We start from the raw sequence: 22006 nt of genomic DNA on the forward strand, positions 1-22006 counted from the left end.
CATTTTCGGACTTCCCAATCGTTAACGATTTGGTAACTTTGTTAACAGCAAAGACGTTGGGAGTAAGGCCGTGGTCTCCGAGCAAGAGTATGTGCAGGTTCGCGCGCGCGTTTCCCGGGCGGCACTGATCAACGATTTGCGCTTTTTCCTGACGACCTATGTCGCCGGAACAGCGTTTGCGCTGGTCTATCTTTTCTAGCGGGACGTTGCGCCCATACGCTGCATGAGCGGCAGGAAATCGGGAAAGCTGGTCGCGATCGGACGGGCGTCGTCCACAATGATCGGCGCCTTTGCATTCAGACCGAGCACTGCGAAGCTCATCGCGATGCGGTGGTCGAGATGGCTCGCCACGGTTGCGCCGCCGGGTACCGCCGCGCCGCCGCTGCCGTGGATCACGATGCCGTCTTCCCGTTCCTCGACCGGCACCCCGCAGGCGGCAAGACCCGCCGCCATCACCGCGAGACGGTCCGATTCCTTGACGCGCAACTCCTCCAGCCCGCGCATTACGGTTGTGCCCTCCGCAAACGCCGCCGCGACCATCAGGATCGGATATTCATCGATCATCAGCGGCGCGATCGCCGGATCGACCTCGCCGCCTCTGAGCATGGCATGGCGGACGCGAAGCGCCCCTACGGGTTCTCCCCCCGCCTCGCCCCTGTCCTCGACCACGACCTCCAGGCCGAGCATGGCGAGCGCATCGATGATGCCCGTGCGCGTGGGATTGAGGCCGACATTTTCGATCACGACTTCGCTGCCCGGCACCACCAGCGCCGCCACAAGCGGGAACGCCGCGGATGAAATGTCTCCCGGCACGGTGATTCGCTGCGGCTTCAGCTCTGCCTCCCCACGCACGGAGATGAGGCGCGCACCATCCCGCAGCGTTTCCACCGTCAAATCCGCGCCGAAACCACGCAGCATCCGCTCCGAATGGTCGCGCGTCGGCACGCTTTCGATGACCCGCGTAATCCCCGGCGCGTTGAGCCCGGCGAGAAGCACAGCGGATTTCACCTGCGCAGAGGCGACCGGCAGGCGGTATTCGATCGGCAGCGCGGGACAGGCACCCTCCACCGTCATCGGCAGGCGGTCGCCGTTCCCCGAAAACCGCGCGCCCATCCTCGACAGCGGCGTGATGATCCGCTGCATCGGGCGCTTCGACAGTGAGGCGTCGCCCACAAAGGTCGCGCGAATCGCGTGGCTGGCCACAAGCCCGGCTAGCAGCCGCGTCGAGGTGCCGCTGTTCCCCATCTCCAGCACGCCCGCAGGCTGCAACAGCCCGCCCACACCGACACCGCGCACGCGCCAGCGCCCCTCCGCACCCCGCTCCGCGTGCGCACCCATCGCCCGCATTGCAGCGGCCGTGGCGTGAACATCCTCGCCTTCGAGGAGGCCATCGATCACGGTTTCACCGACCGCGAGTGCGCCAAGCATCAGCGCGCGGTGCGAGATCGACTTGTCGCCCGGCACGCGCACACGACCGGAAAGCGGCCCCTCGGCAACAAGCGAAAGCGGCATGGGTGTGGCGGCGGACAGCGGTCGGCCCCTTTATCCTTGAGGAAACGGCTATGGGAAGCTGCCGGCACAGCACCAGCGGCCGCGCCCGGAGGCCCCCGGCGCGATTAGGTTTTGACAGCGCGGCACGCGCATGGCAAGGCACCGGCCGCGAATCCGCCCCGTACGGCGCCCTTTTGTGCGCTTGGGTAGCGGCTACACGACAGACAGCTGTACGAAATACGAACGTCCGGAGACATATCTTGGTGAAGCCCGAATGGGGAACGAAGCGTACCTGCCCGAAATGCGGCACCCGCTTTTACGATCTTGGCGCCGATGATCCCGTCACCTGCATCGAATGCGGGACCGCCTGGGCGCCCGAGCCGATCCTGAAGTCCAAGCAGCCGCTGCCCTTCGAGGTGGCCAAGAAGGAAGTTGATCCGGAGAGCGCCGAAACCGCCCTCGACGAAGACGATCTCGACGTGGATGTCGACGACGACGACGTGAACCCGGACGACGAGAACGACCTCGGCGGCGACGACGACCTCGGCGAAGTCGCCGTGACCAAGGAATCGGGCGAAGACGTCTGATTTTTTGAAAGGGAGCCGCACAAGGCGCTTGCGCGCGACGCGGCTTCTGAACTAAATGCCCGCCGCCCGGGACCAGACCGGGCCGCAAACGAGATGTGTGGGGCCGTAGCTCAGCTGGGAGAGCGCTACAATGGCATTGTAGAGGTCAGGGGTTCGATCCCCCTCGGCTCCACCACTCGCTTCTCATCCGCCTTCATTCTCAATCACAAGACACCGTCCAATCTCACTTGTCGGCGCATATTGGCATTCGGCCAACGCCGAGCGCTGCGCATATTCTCTGAGGGATCTCAGTCAAAGCGAAGCGTTCACGAACCGGAACAGCGTTCCCAGTATCCAAAAAATAACCGATACCGTTGTGCTCACCGTTCTTTATGGCGACAAACGCGACATCATTGCGTAAACTTTTGAAGTGCACGTTACCTGCGCGGAATCCCAATGCATCCCCGATTTCGTGGGGATAAGTGAGCATAACGAAAAGATCACAGCCGCGATTGTGGATGTCGAAGAGCGGCACACCATCGTCTGCCACAATGTCTTTTAGACGCTGCTCAGCCGCTAATGCCTTTTCCGGTGTTTGGCATTTCACCAAGAAATCTCGAGACATCCGCGGCTCGACCGCCTCAAAAAGCACGCCAGCCTTACGAAGAAAATCGTCGTGCCTCTTTAGCCGCCAGTACACGGTGAGTTTCGGATATGGGTCTTGATGCAACCCCGTTGCAATCATCAACCGGTAATCTGGAAAAACTCTTATTATTTCGCCGAGAATTTTATCGTAAACCTGATAAGCATCCAAAAGGGGATCCAAATTTTCCGAAACATACCAGGACGGGTTCCGCATTTCTCCGCGATATGCGGAAGAATTAAACATATAGTGATGCTGTATATGAGCAGAGGAATTTAGAAATAAAGAGCAGAATTCTGGATTTTTATTAATTGATTCCTTTATAAATACATCTGACAATAGCAGATCCAGAAACATAGCCTTAAACCAGGGCTTCATTCTCGCACCCTTAGCCAACCGAAAGTATTCCGGATAGCTATCGACTCTCGCGTAGCGCAGAGCACCCAATGCAAGCCATAGTAGAGACGAAAGGGCTAACCGTGACTGCGCATTATCGTTTACCGCCTGCGACACCGCTGAAGACAACCGTTTAAGAATTACGCCACCAGACGTCGACGCGGGCGTCCAAGGATCGGGCACAAAGAAGGCGGGGTTTTTCAGACGATTATTCGCATTCATCGGGCTGATCGCACCAACTACTAGCCCATTGGCTTCTAAATGCTCCCAAATTTGAAGAATATCCCGCTGCATGATGTCGCCCAATCGGCACACGCCATGCTGCGCAAGCGATAAACCGGTATGAGCTGTTACCCACTGTATCCAGGGCTCCAACTCTTCATAGCGAGCTTCGGACGTCGTCTCTGCAAAGCCGTAGCGCTCAATGAGAGTCTTGAAGTTTGGCAGAAAACCACGATCGATATAAGTTTGAACAAAATCGAAATTTACTTCGTTCAGCTCAAGCATGAGCAACTTTGGCCGGGCCATAGATCGAAAACCTTAAAAGAAACAACCAAGAAAACTGTCGACACGCCTTGCCCACTTGGAGACAACGCGCAAGCCTAGCTAACCAGCGGTTGGACCATTTTAAGCACGCTTGATAACAAAACACAGCCCATAAAGGATCGATTGCCGTGCCGCGCCCTGCCCCCCAGTTGCTTATCGCCAGCCGTTGCGCGCAAACTATGCTTTCACAACGGCGCGCGCTTGCACACGCTGCGATGCGCCAAGGCTTCAAAGTCGTCGCGGTAGGCGAAGACACGGATAACGGATGTTCTGCACGCAAACTGGAACGCGAAGGTATCGCGTTTCACGCCATTCCGGTCCGGCAAGGCTCACTTAATCCTATCGCCCTGGCCTTGCTCATTCTGCAATTCATCAAAGTTTTCCGAAAGATAAAGCCGGACATTTTTCACGCCTTTACCGTGAAACCTGTGATCGCCGGCATGATTGCCGCCAAAATATGCGGCATCGATGTAAGAGTGGCCACCATTCCAGGGTTGGGGCATGGATTTTTGAGCAAATCAAAAATAATTAGCAGGACAATTGTTTTGCTTTACAAAGTTTCACTGAGCGTGTGCGATCATATATTTTTCTACAATCGGCACGATTGGATCGTTTTTTCAGAGTTAAATATCGTTAATACTAAAAAAACATCGATTGTAAATGGTAGCGGGGTGAATACGGAATATTTTAAATCCTCAAAAATAATAAAAAATACAGAAATTTTTAAATTTCTTTTCATAGGCCGACTTATAAAAGAAAAAGGAATAAACGATCTTATTCAAGCTGCAGCCATAATTAGAAATAATAACAGACTAATATCCATCGATATAGTTGGAGAAATTGACAAAAATAACCCGTCAACACTCACAGAGAAAGAAATATTTCTAGCTAAGAGTATGAATATTGTCCATTTCAAGGGGCAAACTGACGACGTTCGCCCCTTTATTGAGGCCGCGAATGCCATCGTATTGCCTTCATATAGAGAGGGCATCCCTCTTGTCCTTCTGGAAGGAGCAGCCATGGGCCGGCCTTTAGTCGCCACGAACGTGCCCGGATGCAGCGACGTAGTGCGCCCGGGCGAAACTGGATATCTCGTCCCGGCAGGTGACCCGGAAGCGCTCGCGGCCGCCATGATGCAAATGGCCGAAAATCCAAGCCTCGCAAGGTCTATGGGCGACGCAGCGCGCCAAGACGCCATCGCCCGATTTTCCGACGAGGCGGTTTCCTCGGTCGTCCTTGAACGTTACAGCGAACTACTAGCGCGTCATTCGGCCTTTGACGCCTGATGCCAAGACTGGAACATTAGTACGTCCCACAATAAGTATCGATGATCCCGTTTCCCGGACAGGTGTTCGCTCCATAACTGGCGAACCGGGGCGGGGGCGATTGGTCCATCACGCAACTTGCGATCACTCAGCAAATCTTCCACCCAGTCGCGTAACCCTCCGCGCATCCAATCCCCTATCGGGACGCCGAAACCCATCTTCGGCCTGTCCACGAGCGCGCGCGGAACATAGCGGTACAGTACTTGCCGCAACACGTGCTTCCCCCCGTCGCTCCCCCGCTTCATGCCGAGCGGCAGAGTCCACGCAAACTCAAATATACGATGATCGAGGAGCGGCACTCGGGTCTCAAGACTGTTGGCCATGGCGGCGCGGTCCACCTTCACCAAAATGTCATCAGGCAGGTAGCTGACCGTATCCATCAGCATCATCTTGTGCGTCATGTCGCTTATAGTCTCCGCGTACTGCGGATCGAAAAATGGCAATAAGGGTTCGCTGGATCCTGCCACAAGGTTCTGTGGCTCGGTCCAGTGAGAAACCAGCATCCGATAGACCGCCTCGGGGCTGGGCTGACGAAGCACCCCACCCGCCTTGAACAGACGATCACCCAATCGCACAGGCCCCAAACCAAAGGCTCGGCTTATGGCATTTCCCGCAACGTTGACCATCGACGATGGAAGTTCCTGCAGCGCCGTACCGACGAAAGTGCGGAGAGGCTGAGGAAACATGCGGATCTTGCGCCATAGGTCGCCATGCAGCGCATAACGCGAATACCCACAGAACAACTCGTCACCGCCGTCCCCAGACAAGGCTACCGTTACCGACCGACTCGCAAGCTGCGAAACAAGGAACGTCGGAATTTGGGACGAGTCTGAAAAGGGTTCATCATAGATTGTTGGAAGTAGGGGAATGACGGCCTGCGCCTCCTCAGGCCGGATGTAGAGCTCGGTGTGCTCCGTTCCCAAGTGCTTTGCGACAATCTTTGCGTGCTTGGCCTCGTTGTAACCCTCTTCATCAAAGCCGATCGTAAAGGTCTGAATCGGGCGGGAAGATTGCGCCTGCATCAGAGCCACCACCGTTGAGGAGTCAATTCCTCCTGATAGAAATGCGCCGAGAGGAACATCAGCGACCATCTGCCCAGCAATGCTATTCTGGAGATGCCGCTCAAGCGAATCTGCGGCCTCTGCCTCAGAGCCCGTGAATGGCGCGCGAAGCCCTGCTTCCGCGGCACCCTTCGCGCTCCAGTAAACCACGGCCTTACCTGCGCTACGGGCGCGCCGCGCTGCGGAATCGAAATACAAAATTGTCCCGGGAGTGAGCTTGGAAATCCCCTGGTAGATCGAAAACGGTGTCGGAATGTAATTATGCCTGAACTGGAGCGCGATCGCGTCGGGGTTTAGCTCGCCGAGAAATCCGGGATGTCGACGTAACGCTTTCAGTTCAGAACCGAATATAAAGGCCTCACCCTGCCAACCGAAGTAGAGCGGCTTCTCGCCGAAACGGTCCCGCGCCAGCGCCAATCGCTTGTCGCGAATATCCCAAAGCGCAAATGCGAACATGCCTACACAGCGCTTGACGGCCTCCTCAATTCCCCAAACATCAACCGCTGCGAGTATCGTTTCCGTATCCGAATGACCGCGCCACGAGATCGACTCAACCGTTTGAAGTTCACGGCGGAGATCAAGGTGATTGTAGATTTCTCCGTTGAAGATGATGACGAAACGACCGCTGGGCGAAATCATCGGCTGGTGTCCAGCGGCGGACAAGTCAACGATCGACAGGCGGCGGTGCACAAAGCCCACGCCATCGCGTTCGTCGAACCAAAGTCCCAGATCGTCCGGACCGCGGTGAGCAATTGCCTCTCCCATGCGAACCAGAGTCGTGTTCGCTTGTTCAGACGAGGCAGAGAAGGAGAGGAAACCGGCAATGCCACACATTATATGTTCACCACGGAGTCATAGAGACGCTCATACTGACGCGCGATCTGGTCAAGCGAGTAAACCGAAGCAATCCTCTCCCGCCCGAACCGGCCCATTGCCTGTCGCTGTTCGACCGGCATAGCGGCCAGTGCCTTCAGCGCGGCACCCAAAGCAATCTCATTTTCAGCCGGCACAACCAAACCCGCCTCCCCTACAATGTCGTGGCAATCGCCAACGTCTGTCACGACACAAGGTATCCCACATGCCATGGCCTCTCCCACGACGTTGGGAAAGGCCTCACTTTTCGAAGCCAAACAAAGTGTATCTATGGCCGCATAGTAGCGAGGCATGTCAGGCTGCTCTCCCAGGAGTATCGCATGGCTTCGTAAGCCTGCCGCCTCCAACTGCCGCAGGAGCAGAACATTCTTCTCGTCGACACCTCTCCCGCACATCAAAATACGCAATTGCGGGACCTCAGTCAGAATTGAGGCACAAGAATCGATAAAGCCTGTATGATTCTTCACCGGATCAAGACGTGCAAAAAAGCCCACAAGAAAATCATTGTCTGAAATGCCGAGTTGCTTTCGAATGGAAGCTCGCTGTTCCGAATCCGGAGAAAAGCGCCGAGTGTCAAACCCATTTGGTATGATACGAAATTTTGTATCCCGATAGCCTTCACGGACGTGCACGTCCCTCGCCATGTTCGAATTCGTGACAATGCGGGTCGGCACGCGGTCGGAGAGCAGAGCGCACGCGCGCATCGTGAAGCGCGTCGGCAACGACCCAGCACCGGCTGGCAACTCGTTATTCCGGATATTCCAGATCACCGGTCGATCGGTCAGCATCCTTGCAACGATGCCGCCTAGGAGATCAGCATGATACATCCATGTTTGAACGATATCCGCGCGGGTAGACCGAATCTTCCCGACAAGACCTGAGATACCAGCGAGGCGGGGTATGTGCAGGGCAGATACATTTACACCTGTATCTCTCATACGCTCAGCTATTGGACCAAAGTCTGTCAAGGAAACCACTTCATTTTCGAAATGATCCTTGTTCATTGCGCCGATCAGTTTGGCGAGCATGGTTTCCGCGCCGCCCACCGACAAGCCTGTAATGATGTGCAATACGCGGATCATGCGCGTTCACGATTTCCGTATCGAGACGATATCAGGATGAATGCCAACAACCAATGCGTGCTATTGAACAAATTATGAGAAAACATGCCGAAATATACAGCCAACAACGCTCCCCCAACCTGTAATCTATAGTTTGAGAAATACTCCCCCTTCGATAGAATCCACAGAAGGCTGCCCCATAACGCCAATCCCACGAGACCTAACTCTGCGGCAAGCAGAACGACCTGATTATGGGTGCTTGCTCGCAGATGCCAGTTCCGGGTCGCGCCTGCGCCGCCACCAAGGATGGGGTTCTCGGCGAACATTTCGATGCCGGCCTCCAGAACATAAAGACGTTCGAGGCTGCTCGCATCCTCCAGGCTTCCACTCTGAAAAAAGTTGATCCGACCCACTAGGTTCTCGGCCCCTTCCGCCAAGTCCTCACGGCCCGCCACATAAGTCACGATCACCGCGCTGAACGCCACGATTGAAACGGCACCAATAAAAAGCGATCCCACTACTTTTTTGGAAACCGCGCCGGCATAGACGAGGATTAGAAGCACAAGCCCCCAGCCCAGCATTGCTGCTCTTGAAAACGTTGCCAGAACCCCGATGCCGGAAACAACCAAAAGGATAATCCGCCAGCGCGGTGGCAATATGGGAGCCACGAGAAGCGTGGCCAACAATGCAGCCTCTCCAGCGCCATTTGGATTGATGAAGGTTGCCGCCCCCCGACCAAGGACGGCACCTTCCGTCCCCAGAGGATAGAGAAGACCCGGCCGAACAAAGTCCAGCACGATCAACGCGGGCAAAAGAAGCGCCGCAACTGCTAAGCTTGCATGTTTGACACGGCGATCCATCAGAGTGAGGGCTGCAGCCGGAAGCAATGCCGCCAGAATAATCATTAAATCAATAGCAATAGTTGACGAAACTCTTTCAGAATACGTGATGTACGAAATTAAAAGATGTATATAATATATAATTATAACAAACGTTGCCCAAATAAAAAAAGGCTGAGTTAAAACAATTCTAAATTTATTTCCATGTATTACTATAGAAATAAAACATAACAATGATAAAATGGAATAAAAAAGAACCGGCGGGAAATTATAATTTACAGATAAAAAGTTTGGAATATTTAATATTAGTGATGCTATTGAAAAAATTCCGACAATATTTAGATATAAAAATGACCAATATCGAGCATTATTATCATAATATTTTATTGAATTACTTGTCATAACTATTTTTTAAAAAATACATATTCGTTGCACCCTAGTCCTCCGGCGCATGTAGCCAATCTTTCCAGAGAAAACCCCTTCTTGTAGTAGAAATCGAAGATTTGCTCTGGCTTAGCCACTTCAAACGGCAAACCTCCCACCCAATCAATAATATCGTGCCAGCGACTCATGCCTCTCTGTTTTTTGTATTGCGTCCAAGAACGAAAATATCCACTTGGATTTCCTCTTAGGATATGCGCGATTAACGATGCCATCTCACGGGGAAACATCACAAAAAATGCAAATATATCGCGGAGAAAGTTTGGCAATTTATTATAAATTTTCTTTACAATTAGCCAATATCTGCTGAACAGCCCTTGATCATTATATATCGAGATAAACAACTTTCCGCCGTTATCTTTTACCTTCAGCGATGCATTCTGCAACGCATCCCACATGGAGCCTGTGTGATGTAAAACGCCCCAACTGTACACGATATCGAATTCTGGCAGAGCATCCAGATAATCTGTGTCCAACGCTGACCCTTGTTCGATCTTCCATTCCTTGCAGTTTGGGAAATATCTCCTCTTTAACTCGATCGCGCATGCGACGGAATTCGGGTCAAAATCAAAGGAATGTACCGTCGCACCCAATCGCCGCGCCGCAAGAGAAAACAGGCCGGAGCCGGAGCCGATATCAAGAAATGATAGACCCTTGAGAGTTTCGACTTCCAGCATCGTACGGAGTGATTTTTCAGCCTGCTCAATCCGCGCCTCGTCCAATACTTTGAGAAAGTTTGACCAGTTCTTTCCAAATCCAAAACGTTCTCCGGAATCGATTTCGCTCACAGCGTCCATTTCCACCTCCTTACAAACTCCAGCTTGCCGACATTCCCTTCCGCAATTAGCCTGCGAGGGTATACGTTCGAAACAGCACTTCCCAGCGATCATAAACCTGATCGACAGACAGGCGCGAAATGATATCTGGAGCAGCCGCACGATATCTCGCAAGGAGATCAGGATTTGCCATCAATTTTTCCATCGCGTTAGCCAGTTCTTCAACTTCCCCGGGCCTGACCAAAATGCCGTCTATACCATTGCGTACGATATCTGCCGGTCCAGCCAAACAGTCGTAGGCAACTGCAGCACATCCCGAAGCCAAAGCCTCCACCAAGACGTTAGGAAAGCCCTCGAATCTTGACGAGAGGACAAACATTTCGGCCCGGGCATACCACATCGCCATGTTGCCCACGCGACCCGGCAAGCTCACCTGGTTTTCAAGACCCAATTCAAAGACGCGTTGTTGGATCGAACGGTACTGTTCACCAGTGCCCGCTATTGCAAGTCGCCAATCGGGAAAACGATATGAAATTCGCCCCCAAGCCTCCAGAAGCAGATCAAATCCCTTTTCGGGTCCAAAACGACCGGCCGCCAAGCAGATTTTGTTACCGTCTGGGATCGGAACAAATGGCGGGCTATCTGCAACGGGCCAATGGCAGGCATTAGGAATTACCTCAACCCGCTCCATTTTGCATACGCTTCTGATCCAGACGGCTGCAGCCTCCGTTTGCACTGTCACTGCATTTGCATAACGGTAAAGCAGCTTACGTAGAACCCTCCAGTGCATGGGCAAAAGTATAGCGCCGGGATGAGATCGTTCGGCAACAATTACTGGAATTTTCGTGGAAACCGTCGCCAATATACTTAATATGCCTGCAGCTGGCATCACTCCGACAACAATGTCTGGTCGTAAACTCTTGATAGCGTTTCGGATTCTAAAGACCCGGCATAAGGATAATAATGCACCAATCACCGGGTTACGACTGGTTATAAATAGCCCCAATTCTATTCGTTGAACACCTTGGTCAAGCTGGTAGGCGTCAAGGTGGCTGCTACCAAATGTAGCAATGGTGACATTCCAACCCTTCGCCCGAAAATGACTCGACAAGTTAACAAAGGCTCGCTCCGCTCCGCCCCCCTCCAAAGAGGGAATCACGATCATCACATTCATGAACGGACGGCCCTGCGCGACATAATAAACAGAAAAATCAGGGAGATAGAATACATTATTGTAGTGCCCAGCGCTATCCCAGCCGCCCCGTAATGGGGGGCGAGGACGGTGTTCGCCGCCAGTTTCACAAGCACGTTTAGAACGGCTCCGATCGCAATCCATCGATAATGACCGGTGGAAGCCAGGGCCTGAACAAGAATTATGCCAGCCATGTACGCCGGCACCTGAAGAAGTCCACACTGAAAGATTGCAGAGACCAACTGTGTGTCGTCAGATCGGAAGGCGCCGCGCTCAAAAAGAAACGCAATGGCATGTGGAGCAGAAAACCACCCAACCAAAACTACACCCAATCCAGCAAGAAACGACCACCGAGCCCAGAGCATGGCGTGTTTGAAGACGCGGGCATGACCCTCTCTCGCCGAGAGATCGGAGAGCACAGGAAAAATTGCACTCGCCACCATCGAGCCACCAAAGGTGACGAGTAAGCTTACCACGCGATTTGCGTAACCCAGCGCAGCAACATCGCCTCCGGCCAACTCCGCTGTCATCCAAGGATCGATTACGTTCGTCAGGCTCATGACGACCTGACTGAAAATCATGACGCCCAGCCCTCTGCGGATCGGTAACCAATAGTCGGAGCGAAAACCCAAGCGCGGTAAAGCGAAAACACGATGTTTGCGCGCATAGAAAATAGCAACGCCGAGGAAAGCACAATAGCCGGCAACTGTCCCCAAGAGCAGGGTATCTACGCCTGAAGCAAGCAGGACGACAAATGGGATGAGGACAAGGGCAGGAATGCTCTCGATCAAATGCATACCATAACGTTCTTTTGCGAGAAGGCGAACCGCTAGGCCTGCACCTATCGCAGCCAGGGTACCAACGACAGCAAGCTGCTCCAGCATCGATCGCCCGAAATATCCAAGTTCGTCCGGAAGTACGCCCAGCTGCGCTGCCGCGACCAGCCCTCCCGTCCAGAACATGCCCACTAGCGCGGTGAAGGCGGCAAGCTCGCGAGTAAATAGCTCTTTCGAACCACGTTTGCCCAGTTCCGTCCTCATCATTACCGGCACTACGACAGACGTCAGCACGGATTGAAGCAACATCGGAAGCCAGAGAACGATCGCCATTGCAAAAACGTAAGCATTGGCAATCTCGCCGGCGCCGAAGTGCCACGCGACAACAACCTCTTTAAGTGCACCAACCGCCTTGGAGATTAGGAGAAAGACGAACAGCCACGACATGTTCCGCAGTACACGCACATGGAGCGGCTTGTCGCGATCAGGGTTATGGGTCAATTCAGATCGCCGTCAAAGCCCTGCAGATCTTGGGTTTCGCTGCTGAAATTCGATGGTCAGAGATATGACCATTCCCAGCAGAAGGGAGCCGACTATGGTCAGCACGAGCAAAAGACCAGCTCTTGGCCTGGTCGGCCTGTCCGGCGTGTAAGCTTCCCCAATGGGTTCCGCGGCATAAGCTACATTTGCGCTGGCCATCATTCGCGAACGTTCCTGAATAGCAAGAATATCCGCAATCGCCTGTCGGTATGACGCGATGTCCGTTTGCCTGAGCCGCTGTTCAAGATTGCGAATATTCTCGTTGGCGCGGCGAAGGTTGCGCGTGCGAATGATATCGTCCGTCGCTTGGTGGAGGCTTGTCAGAAACCGTTTAGCGAATGCCCCATCGGGATGTGCGAAAGACAATGTGACAATCGACGTGAGCTTGTTCTCTTCTACCTCTAGCTGAAGTTCCAAAAGCCTTTGAAGTTGCGCCGCACCGGGCTGCCTCCATTCGTAGACAGGCACCCCCAAAACGCCCTTAACCACGTCGCGCAATCCTGAAACGAGAGTTTTGTGTTCCCGCCATCTTCGGGCCGCAGGATCCCACTCAGCGGCAAAAAGGCCTCGCATGATAGTCGGGTCCCTGCTCAGCCTCTCCGCAACTTCTCGCGAACGCAATTGCTCTGTATAGACCAGAAAAGGTGGAAGGTTTTGACCTTCATTTAATCGTAGACCGGCAAGAGCAGCAAGACCACCAATGCCTGATCGCAAAGAGTTTTCACTTGATGGCGCCGGAGCAAGTTTTATTTCGGCGACATATTTAAAAGTAGCGAAATTGATGTACGTGTAATATGCCGTCATGAATACTGTAAAAGTTCCCAATATAAGCCACCATCTCGATAGAGACATCTTCAGAACTTCAAAAAATGTAAGCTCTGCGAGCGCTGTATACTGGGTCATCTTTTCACGATATTCGGACACTGCAGCTTCTCCGGGCACGCCGCTATCGGAATGAAATTGGTCCAAAAAATTACCTCCCGATCTCGCGTCTCACCGTCCTCGTGGTCAGTAGAGCCGACAGCATGACATGGCCGTGGCCTGTCGCCATACAACGGTATAACCCTTTATCGAAGCGCCATTAGCTGCAACCTGACACGCAGGCAACGCCCCACGCTAGGAAAAGCTGCACGCCCCGCCCAGATGCCGGAGAAGCTGATCAAGGGCTACTTGCCCTTCCTTGGTCCTTGCGGCAAGGCCGTCTCAGAGGGCAATCTACGGAGTAGGCTATGCAAATTGTAATGATCGGTAGCGGGTACGTAGGCCTCGTGTCTGGAACCTGTTTTGCGGAATTCGGTCACAGCGTCGTCTGCATCGACAGCAATTCCTCCGTAATTGAAAAGCTCCAAGCTGGCGTCATTCCTATCTTCGAGCCCGGCCTCGACACGCTGGTTGCTCGAAATATAAAAGCCGGAAGGTTGCGCTTTTCATCAGATACGGCATCCGCCGTCGCAGCCACGGATGCCGTTTTCATCGCCGTCGGAACACCATCGCGACGGGGCGACGGGCATGCAGACCTCACCCACGTTTATGCTGCGGCGCGCGAAATTGCATCTGCAGCCCCCGATGGCTGCGTAATTGTCGACAAATCGACAGTCCCTGTGGGTACGGCGCGCGAAGTTGAAGCCATATGCCGGGAAGTGGCGCCCGATAAACAGCTTAGCGTGGCATCCAACCCGGAATTTCTTCGGGAAGGATCAGCAATTGAGGATTTCATGCGCCCCGATCGGGTGATTTGCGGTGTAAACGACCCGAAAGCGGAATCTGTGTTGCGCGCGATCTACCGGCCGCTTTCGCTGAGAGAGACCCCTTTGGTTTTCACCGATCGCGAAACGGCCGAAGTGATCAAGTATGCAGCAAATGCGTTTCTCGCGATAAAAATAAGCTTTATCAATGAGATAGCAAACCTGTGCGAGGCCGTCGGCGCGAATGTTCAGGATGTTGCGAAAGGCATAGGCCTTGACAAGAGAATTGGACCGAAATTTCTTCACCCAGGGCCCGGCTACGGCGGCTCCTGTTTTCCCAAAGATACGCTTGCACTTCTGCGAACGGCGCACTCCAACGGGGTACCGCTTAAGATCGTTACCGCTGCGACAGAAGTGAATAACACGCGCAAAGAAGAGATGGTTGAGCGTGTAGTCCGGCTCTGCGGCGGCTCAGTTGCGGGAAAGAAGATCGCTGTCCTTGGCGTTACCTTCAAACCCAATACAGACGATATGCGAGAGGCGCCTTCACTGGTGATGATACCCTCCTGGCAGGCCGCAGGAGCACAAATCTCAGCATACGACCCGCAAGGACGGGAGCAGGCAGACAAGTATTTTTCAGGAGTGAACTGGGCGAACGATCCCTACGAAGCTCTTGTAGGGGCCGACGCCGCCGTACTGCTAACCGAATGGAATGAGTTGCGGGCACTCGATTTAGCCAAGGTAAAGGCTCAGCTCAAATCACCCCTTTTTATCGACTTGCGAAACGTTTACCCGCCCGAGGACATGCGATCTGCAGGATTGCATTATCACTCGATCGGTCGCCCGGGCCGAGACACAGGGGCACGATCACTTCCGGCCTAGCTCTCAGCCCGCATGGCCGAACTGAACGGGGTTCGGACCGCGCTGCTTTTCATCGATGATGAGGCTGCTGTTCGCGGGGGGCCGAGCGCGTTGGCGACAATGCGGCCGCTCGCAAAGTTCGCAGCCGAGACCGATCGGCGTCGCCTCGCCACTGCCGAGATCGAGCCCGCGCGCGTAGACGAGGCCGTGTGCGTGGCGCGCCTCGCAGCCGAGCGCGATCGCGTACTCGGGGCGGACGCCGCCGTAGGGCTGCGCGTAGGCGCGCACGGTGCGGGCGATCGACACGTATTTTGCGCCGTCCTCCATCTCGACGAGCTGGCGCAGGATTTGCCCCGGGCGCTCGAACGCCTTGTGCAGCGTCCAAAGCGGGCAGTTGCCGCCGTGGCGCGAAAAGGGAAAGCCCCCTGCGGAGAAGCGCTTGGAGATGTTGCCGGCGCGGTCGACGCGGACGAGGAAGAAGGGAATGCCTCGCGCGCCGGGGCGCTGCAGCGTGGTCAGCCGATGCGCGACCTGCTCCAGCCCCGCGCTGAACCGCGCCTGCAGCAGGTCGAGGTCGTAGCCGGTCGCCTCGCAGGCCGTATGGAAGCGGCCGTAGGGCATCATCAGGGCGGCGGCGAAATAATTGGCGAGGTTCTGGACGAGCAGCCGCTCCGAGGCCGCATCGGGCATCCCGGCACGCGCGACGATCGCGTCGATTTCCCCGCGGCCTTCGGAAAGCGCTAGCTGGTAGGCCGCCTGAAAACTGCGCGAGGCGGGATCCAGCAGCTCCGAAAGCTGGAGCTGGCGGCCGTGGAGATCGAGGCGGCGCAGCAGCTCGGGCATCACCTCGGCGGGCAGGATGCGCACCGTGAGGCCGTGGCGGGCGCGCAGTCTGTCGCTGACCGCCGCGAAGAAATCCGGTGCCGCGAGGCGTAGCTCGTCGGCCAGCGCCTCCGCGCGGGCTTCAAGCTCCGGGAAATGGTTGCGGCGGTCCTGAATGAACGCGCGGACGAGCTCGAGCGGCCCGTCGCCTTGCGGCGCTTCGGCGCCCGTACCGCTGCTGCGCGCATCGCGAAGCGCGCTTCGCAGCCGCACGATCGCCTGTGCAATGCCGGGTGAAGCCGCGACAAATTCCTGCACTTCGGCGCGGCCAACATCGAGGCCTTTGAGCAACGGATCGGCGAGCGCTTCGGAGACGTCGAGTGCGAGGCGGTCGTCGTCGGCGCCGGTGAGCTGGCGGAGGTCAAGATTATACTGATGCGACAGCTTGAGCAGAAACGGTGCGGTCAGGGGGCGCTGGTTGCGTTCAATGAGGTTCAAATAGGAAATCGAGACGCCCAGCTCCTCGGCCATGCGCGTCTGCGTGAGACCGAGCTGGCTGCGCAGGCGGCGCACGCGGGGCCCGGCGAAGAGCTTCCCGCGCGGTTCGGCAGTGTCGATTGCGATGCTCGCCATTTGTATGTCTCTTTTACTTTTTAACAACCAAGACACGAAATTTACAGACACTTACACACGTTTTTTACACGATCCGCTTGCTGCGAGTAGGGGAAAGACCACAAGGCATCAATAGCAGATTTACAGGGCACTGCGATTCGCCAGGGTTCATCTGAAGCCCCGTTTCCGCGCTGCAATGTAAAAAGACTGTGAATGGTTAACACGGAGTCATACACGATGAGCGCCCAGCCGACCTTCGAATCGCTGATCCCCTCTGCCCCTGCCGGCCGCTTCGACGGCATCAAGCGCCCGTACACGCCCGCCGATGTGGAACGTCTGCGCGGTTCGTTCCCGATCGCCTACACGCTCGCCGAGCGCGGCGCGAACAAGCTGTGGGAGCTGTTGAAGACGGAACCCTACATCAATTCGCTGGGCGCGCTTTCGGGCAACCAGGCGATGCAGATGGTGCGCGCGGGCCTGAAGGCCATCTATCTTTCGGGCTGGCAGGTCGCCGCCGACGCCAACACGGCGGGCGCGATGTACCCCGACCAGTCGCTCTACCCCGCGAACGCCGGACCCGAGCTTGCCCGCAAGATCAACAACACGCTGATGCGCGCCGACCAGATCGAGCATTCCGAAGGCGGCGCCAAGCGCGACTGGTTCGCACCGATTGTCGCCGACGCCGAGGCCGGCTTCGGCGGACCGCTCAACTGCTTCGAAATCATGAAGGCGTACATCGCGGCGGGCGCCTCGGGCGTCCACTACGAAGACCAGCTCGCCTCTGAAAAGAAGTGCGGCCACCTTGGCGGCAAGGTGCTGATCCCGACGCAGGCGCACATCCGCAACCTCGACGCCGCGCGCCTCGCCGCCGACGTCTGCGGCGTGCCGACCGTGATCTGCGCCCGCACGGACGCCGAGAGCGCCAAGCTCATCACCAGCGACATCGACGAGCGTGACCGCGAGTTCCTGACCGGCGAACGCACGCCTGAAGGCTTCTTCCGCCTGAAGGATGGCACCGGCGTCGATCATTGCATCAAGCGCGGCCTCGCTTTCGCCGAGCACGCCGACCTCTTGTGGTGGGAAACCTCGGTTCCCAACCTCGACGACGCGCGCCGCTTCGCCGAAGCGATCAAGAAGGTCTTCCCGAACAAGATGCTGGCGTACAACTGCTCGCCGAGCTTCAACTGGGAAAAGAACCTCGATAAGGACACGATCGCCAAGTACCAGCGCGAGCTGGGCGCGATGGGCTACAAGTACCAGTTCGTGACGCTCGCCGGTTTCCACCAGCTGAACTTCGGCATGTACGAGCTGGCACGCGGCTACAAGGATCGCGGCATGGCGGCCTATTCCGAGCTGCAGCAGGCCGAGTTCGCCGCGGAAGCCAACGGCTACACCGCGACGCGCCACCAGCGCGAAGTCGGCACCGGCTATTTCGACATGGTCGCGACGACGCTCGCAGGCGGCGAAAGCTCGACGACGGCACTCGCCGAATCGACCGAAGCCGATCAGTTCAAGAAAGACGCGGCATAAGCCTACCCAATCACCGGGGAGGGTGACGAAGCGCCCGTCGGGACAACCGGCGGGCGCTTCTTTTTGCATGTCGCGTATCCGTCACAAACGCGGTGCAAGGATGCGGGTCAGATCAAACGCCGGAGCCAGCGATGACCCGATTCAACCCGAAGCCGCAGGACGCGCCGTGGCTGACCCCCTATCTGGTTCTCACCGATTGGGTGGACAATCGCCGCTACTACGAGAAAGTGTTCGGCTTCGAGCTGGGCCTCGTGCTCGACGGTCCCGGCCATATGCCGATCCACGCTGAGTTCCGCTACAAAGGCCAGCTGCTCTTCATGTGTGCGCCCGAAGGCACCGGCGGCAGCCCCATCCGCAGCCCGCGCTCCGAAGCGCTCGATCATTCGCCGGTCAGCTTCTGCGTCTACGTTGACGATGTGGACGCCTTCACCAATCATGCGCTCGAAGCGGGCGGCATCATGACGGAAGAGCCTGCCGACCAGTTCTACGGCGAGCGCCGCGTCGTCTTCACCGACCCTTCGGGCTACACGTGGATGTTCATGTCGAACATCAAGGCGATGAGCGAGGACGAGATCCGCGCCGCCGCTTCAGCGATGGCCGACTAGCGCCGCGCGCGTTTCGTCGTCTGCGGGAAAGAATGTCTCCAGCGACAGTTCGGCGAGCGTCACGTCGGCAGGCGTGCCGAAGTTCGTGATCGTGCTGATGAAGCTGAGCGTGCTGCCCCCCTCGCCGCGCAGCATCAGCGGCAGAAAGATGCCGGCCGCATCGTGGCCTTCCGCATCCGGTGCATAATCCGCAAGCTCGCGCCAGAGATCGGCAAGCACAGGATCGCCGGTGGCGAAGGCATCGCGCTGCAGGCGTGTGAGCAGATGGCCGCTCCACGCCGCGCGGTTCACGATACGGGGCGCTAGGCCTTCGGGGTGCATCGCAAGGCGAAGCACGTTGACGGGCGGTTCAAGAAGATGGGCCGCCGCGCCCCCGAGCAAGGGCCCGATCGCGCCGTTCGCCGCCACCAGTGTCCAGTGCCGATCAACGGCGATCGCCGGAAACGGCTCGTGCGCCTTGAGGATATGGTCGACAGCCTGCCGCGCCGCAGCAAGCGCATCGGAAGCAAAGCCGTGCGCGCTGAATGCAGGCGCATAGCCCGCTGCGAGCAGCATCGCGTTCTGCTCGCGCAGCGGCACCCCTAGCCGGTCCGCCAGCGTCAGAACCATTTCGCGGCTGGGGCGCGAACGCCCGGTTTCCACGAAGCTGAGATGCCGCGCCGAAATCTCGGCGTCGAGCGCGAGATCGAGTTGGCTCATGCGCTTGCGTTTGCGCCAGTCGCGAAGGTGATCGCCGATCGATGAAGCCTGCGTTGCCATGACCCGAACATAACGGCGCGGGGCATGTTTCCAATTACCTCCGGGGTAATCGACACGCCTCCACGGCAAAAGGCAGGCTTGGCGGCGTTCAACATGCTCAAGGAGAATCGCCATGTCCCTTAGTCCTGACAGCGCCCTGCGCCGCGCCCTGATGCTCGATGCCGTCATGTCCGGCGCCTGCGCGATCCTGCTGCTGGCGGGCGCAAGCGCGCTTGCCGGGCTGCTCGGCCTTCCCGAAACCTTGCTCTTCGCGTCGGGTCTCGTCTTCGTGCCGTTCGTCGCACTGCTGTTGTGGTTGATGCGCGCCGCAAGTCCGCCCGCGGCAGGCGTTCGCGCCGTCATCGCCATCAATCTGGCCTGGGCCGCGTCGAGCGCCGCCCTGCTGCTTTCGGGTCTCGTCGATCCGACGCCGCTTGGCACGGCGTTCGTGATCGTGCAGGCGGCCGCGGTGCTGGTCTTCGCCGCGCTTCAGATCGGCGCGCTCAAACGGACGGCGTCCCTCCGGGCGGCGTGACACCGCCGCCCGCGGGCGGCACGCGCTTTTCAACCGGTGGCCGGGCCGCGCTCGGCCGCCGAACAAGGATGATCGCCGCGAACAGGATCGCGACACCCGTGGCGGCAACCGGCGTCAAAATCTCCGCGAACCACACATAGCCGAACACCGCCGCGAACGCGGGCTGGATCAGCAGTCCGATACCGCTCGCGAGCGGCGGCAGGTGCGGCAGCGCGTAAACAATGAGCCCCTGCCCGATCACCTGGCTGCCAAGCGCAAGCAGGACCACGGGCACCCAGTCCCGAGGCCAGAACGCGCCCGGCGCCAGCAACGCCAGCGGGAGCATGAACAGCGCCCCCGCGAGCGTCACCGGAGCGAGCGTCGCCATCGCGGAAAGACCGCCGCGCGCGCGATCGATGACGACGAGATAGGCCGTGTAAAAGACCGCCGCGACGAAACAGAGCAGATCGCCGAGAAGATGATCGGCGGACAGGCTCGCCGACTGGCCCATCAGAAGCGCGATGCCGATCGCGGCCATCACCAGCGAAAGCGCGGCCATGGGCGTCGGCCAGCGGCGCATGACGAAATAGCCCCAGATCGGGAACAGGAACGCCGCGCTGTTTGCGATGATCGTGGCGTTCGCGAGCACCGTGTAGCCGATGCCGAGATGCCACGCGACGAGGTCCGCCGCGAAGAAGAAGCCGGCGAGGAGCAGCCACGGCAGGCTCTGGCGCGGCGGCAATAGCGGTGCCTGCCGGTCCGCAAGGCGGGCGAGCCCATAGAGCAGCGGCACGGCAAGCGCCAGCCGCCAGAACGCGGACTGGACCACACCGACGTCGGCCAGGCGCACAAGGAGCGGCCCCGCCGAGAGCATGGCACTGCCTGTCAGAAACAGCGGGAAGGCGAAGCGGGGAGTTTTCATTGGCGCGGCAATACCTAATCTTGTTTGTCGCCGCCATCCCGCGTTCCCACGTTGCGGCGGGATGGACACAACAGGAAGGTTCGTGATGCCGACACTCTTCGACCCCGTTCAGTTCGGCGCAATCAGCGCCGACAACCGCATTCTGATGGCCCCGCTCACCCGCGCGCGCGCCGACCGAGACGGCGTCCCGCAGGCGTTCGTGAAGGACTATTACGTCCAGCGCTCGGGCGCAGGCCTCATCATTGCCGAAGCGACTGGCATTTCCCGGCAGGGCCTCGGCTGGCCGAACGCGCCGGGTATCTGGTCGGAAGCGCAGATCGAAGCCTGGAAGCCGGTGACGGCGGCGGTGCACGCGGCGGGCGGCAAGATCATCTCCCAGCTCTGGCATATGGGCCGTCTCGTTCACCCCTCGGTGAGCGGCATGGAGCCGGTGTCATCAAGCGCGATCCAGGCACCCCACTATGCCCACACTTATGAAGGCAAGAAGGACTATGTCGTCCCGCACGTCCTGACAAAGGACGAAATCGCCGGTATCGTTTCCGACTATGCCGTCGCTGCCCGCAACGCGATCCGTGCCGGGTTCGACGGCATCCAGCTCCACGGCGCGAACGGCTACCTGATCGACCAGTTCCTGCGCGACAATTCCAATACGCGCGAGGACGAATACGGCGGCAGCCCGGAGAACCGGACGCGCTTCCTGAATGAGGTGCTGGACGCGGTAATCGCCGAGATCGGCGCCGACCGCACGGCGATCCGCTTTTCGCCGAACGGCAACACGCAAGGCACCGACGACAGCGACCCCGCGACGCTGTTCGACATCGTTGCGCGCCAGCTGGCCGGACGCGGACTCGCCTTCGTGGAACTGCGCGAGCAGCGCCCGGACGGCACGTTCGGAAAATCGGACGTGCCGCTCGTATCCCCGTCGTTCCGGAAGCTCTACGATGGTCCGTTGGTGCTGAACAACGACATCACGCCCGCGATGGCGGCGGAGATCGTCGAGAGCGGCAAGGCCGACGCCGTCGCCTTCGGTCGTCCGTTCATCGCGAACCCCGACCTGCCACTACGCATCAAGGACGGGCATCCGCTCGCGACCGAAGACTACAAGCTCTGGTACACGAACGGCACCGAGGGCTACACCGACTATCCGACGTGGGAACAGGCGCAGGCCGCAGCCTGACACGAGAGCGCCCC

The 22006-nt window shown here is 57.6% G+C and carries 19 protein-coding genes and 1 tRNA gene; 8 read left to right on the forward strand and 12 right to left on the reverse strand.

The window, feature by feature from the left end:
* Positions 1 to 195: 195 nt before the first annotated feature.
* Complete coding sequence (gene aroA, locus H2052_RS15400; protein WP_293783559.1) at positions 196 to 1512, reverse strand: 3-phosphoshikimate 1-carboxyvinyltransferase; 1317 nt, start codon at positions 1510 to 1512, stop codon at positions 196 to 198.
* 239 nt (positions 1513 to 1751) lie between these two features.
* Between aroA and H2052_RS15405 the strand changes: the two genes are divergently transcribed.
* Both H2052_RS15405 and H2052_RS15410 read left to right on the forward strand, forming a co-directional pair.
* Entirely contained in the window at positions 1752 to 2078 is a 327-nt protein-coding gene (locus H2052_RS15405) for a TIGR02300 family protein (protein WP_293783562.1), read from the forward strand.
* 99 nt (positions 2079 to 2177) lie between these two features.
* Positions 2178 to 2253: transfer RNA gene (locus H2052_RS15410), tRNA-Ala, on the forward strand.
* A gap of 48 nt (positions 2254 to 2301) precedes the next feature.
* On the opposite strand, the gene H2052_RS15415 is transcribed toward H2052_RS15410, so the two are convergent.
* Positions 2302 to 3603 carry a hypothetical protein gene (locus tag H2052_RS15415; RefSeq protein WP_293783565.1) on the reverse strand — a complete coding sequence of 434 codons (1302 nt, stop codon included), beginning with the start codon at positions 3601 to 3603 and terminating at the stop codon, positions 2302 to 2304.
* Between the two features lie 167 nt (positions 3604 to 3770).
* Here H2052_RS15415 and H2052_RS15420 point away from each other — a divergent pair, with 167 nt between their 5' ends.
* Complete coding sequence (locus H2052_RS15420) at positions 3771 to 4928, forward strand: glycosyltransferase family 4 protein (RefSeq protein ID WP_293783568.1); 1158 nt, start codon at positions 3771 to 3773, stop codon at positions 4926 to 4928.
* Here H2052_RS15420 and asnB read toward each other — a convergent pair.
* The 7 genes from asnB to H2052_RS15455 form a co-directional block, all read right to left on the reverse strand.
* Entirely contained in the window at positions 4907 to 6862 is a 1956-nt protein-coding gene (asnB, locus tag H2052_RS15425) for an asparagine synthase (glutamine-hydrolyzing) (protein ID WP_293783571.1), read from the reverse strand. The genes H2052_RS15420 and asnB overlap by 22 nt on opposite strands.
* Positions 6862 to 7983, reverse strand: a complete 1122-nt coding sequence (locus H2052_RS15430) for a glycosyltransferase (RefSeq protein ID WP_293783574.1) — start codon at positions 7981 to 7983, stop codon at positions 6862 to 6864. The genes asnB and H2052_RS15430 overlap by 1 nt, the downstream gene beginning before the upstream one ends.
* Positions 7980 to 9203 carry an O-antigen ligase family protein gene (locus H2052_RS15435; RefSeq protein ID WP_293783576.1) on the reverse strand — a complete coding sequence of 408 codons (1224 nt, stop codon included), beginning with the start codon at positions 9201 to 9203 and terminating at the stop codon, positions 7980 to 7982. Before H2052_RS15435 ends, H2052_RS15430 begins: the two co-directional genes overlap by 4 nt.
* A 2-nt stretch (positions 9204 to 9205) precedes the next feature.
* A complete protein-coding gene (locus tag H2052_RS15440; RefSeq protein ID WP_293783579.1) occupies positions 9206 to 10039 on the reverse strand; it encodes a class I SAM-dependent methyltransferase in 834 nt (277 codons plus the stop codon).
* Positions 10040 to 10085: 46 nt separating this feature from the next.
* Entirely contained in the window at positions 10086 to 11192 is a 1107-nt protein-coding gene (locus H2052_RS15445; RefSeq protein ID WP_293783582.1) for a glycosyltransferase family 4 protein, read from the reverse strand.
* Positions 11189 to 12433 (reverse strand): lipid II flippase MurJ, encoded by a 1245-nt coding sequence (locus tag H2052_RS15450; protein ID WP_293783585.1) that lies wholly within the window; start codon positions 12431 to 12433, stop codon positions 11189 to 11191. The genes H2052_RS15445 and H2052_RS15450 overlap by 4 nt, the downstream gene beginning before the upstream one ends.
* Before the next feature lie 66 nt (positions 12434 to 12499).
* A complete protein-coding gene (locus H2052_RS15455; protein ID WP_293783588.1) occupies positions 12500 to 13450 on the reverse strand; it encodes a hypothetical protein in 951 nt (316 codons plus the stop codon).
* Positions 13451 to 13755: 305 nt separating this feature from the next.
* Here H2052_RS15455 and H2052_RS15460 point away from each other — a divergent pair, with 305 nt between their 5' ends.
* A complete protein-coding gene (locus H2052_RS15460) occupies positions 13756 to 15093 on the forward strand; it encodes a UDP-glucose/GDP-mannose dehydrogenase family protein (protein ID WP_293783591.1) in 1338 nt (445 codons plus the stop codon).
* Positions 15094 to 15096: 3 nt separating this feature from the next.
* Here the strand turns inward: H2052_RS15460 and H2052_RS15465 are convergent, their stop codons facing one another.
* Positions 15097 to 16527: a short-chain fatty acyl-CoA regulator family protein gene (locus H2052_RS15465; protein WP_293783594.1), complete on the reverse strand. Its 1431-nt coding sequence runs from the start codon at positions 16525 to 16527 to the stop codon at positions 15097 to 15099.
* A gap of 216 nt (positions 16528 to 16743) precedes the next feature.
* Here H2052_RS15465 and aceA point away from each other — a divergent pair, with 216 nt between their 5' ends.
* Both aceA and H2052_RS15475 read left to right on the forward strand, forming a co-directional pair.
* A complete protein-coding gene (gene aceA / locus H2052_RS15470; RefSeq protein ID WP_366484601.1) occupies positions 16744 to 18036 on the forward strand; it encodes an isocitrate lyase in 1293 nt (430 codons plus the stop codon).
* A 131-nt stretch (positions 18037 to 18167) separates the two neighbouring features.
* Positions 18168 to 18641: a VOC family protein gene (locus H2052_RS15475; RefSeq protein ID WP_293783600.1), complete on the forward strand. Its 474-nt coding sequence runs from the start codon at positions 18168 to 18170 to the stop codon at positions 18639 to 18641.
* Here H2052_RS15475 and H2052_RS15480 read toward each other — a convergent pair.
* The gene (locus H2052_RS15480) at positions 18624 to 19400 is read right to left on the reverse strand and encodes a helix-turn-helix transcriptional regulator (RefSeq protein ID WP_293783602.1); all 777 of its coding nucleotides are present in this window, start codon (positions 19398 to 19400) and stop codon (positions 18624 to 18626) included. The genes H2052_RS15475 and H2052_RS15480 overlap by 18 nt on opposite strands.
* Positions 19401 to 19512: 112 nt before the next feature.
* Between H2052_RS15480 and H2052_RS15485 the strand changes: the two genes are divergently transcribed.
* Positions 19513 to 19914: a hypothetical protein gene (locus H2052_RS15485; RefSeq protein ID WP_293783605.1), complete on the forward strand. Its 402-nt coding sequence runs from the start codon at positions 19513 to 19515 to the stop codon at positions 19912 to 19914.
* Here H2052_RS15485 and H2052_RS15490 read toward each other — a convergent pair.
* Positions 19883 to 20815 (reverse strand): DMT family transporter, encoded by a 933-nt coding sequence (locus H2052_RS15490; protein WP_293783608.1) that lies wholly within the window; start codon positions 20813 to 20815, stop codon positions 19883 to 19885. The genes H2052_RS15485 and H2052_RS15490 overlap by 32 nt on opposite strands.
* Before the next feature lie 85 nt (positions 20816 to 20900).
* On the opposite strand from H2052_RS15490, the gene H2052_RS15495 reads away from it, so the two are divergent.
* Entirely contained in the window at positions 20901 to 21992 is a 1092-nt protein-coding gene (locus tag H2052_RS15495; RefSeq protein ID WP_293783611.1) for an alkene reductase, read from the forward strand.
* Positions 21993 to 22006: the final 14 nt, after the last annotated feature.

This window comes from Sphingosinicella sp., assembly GCF_013911755.1.
In the GTDB taxonomy this organism is placed as follows: Bacteria; Pseudomonadota; Alphaproteobacteria; order Sphingomonadales; family Sphingomonadaceae; genus Sphingosinicella.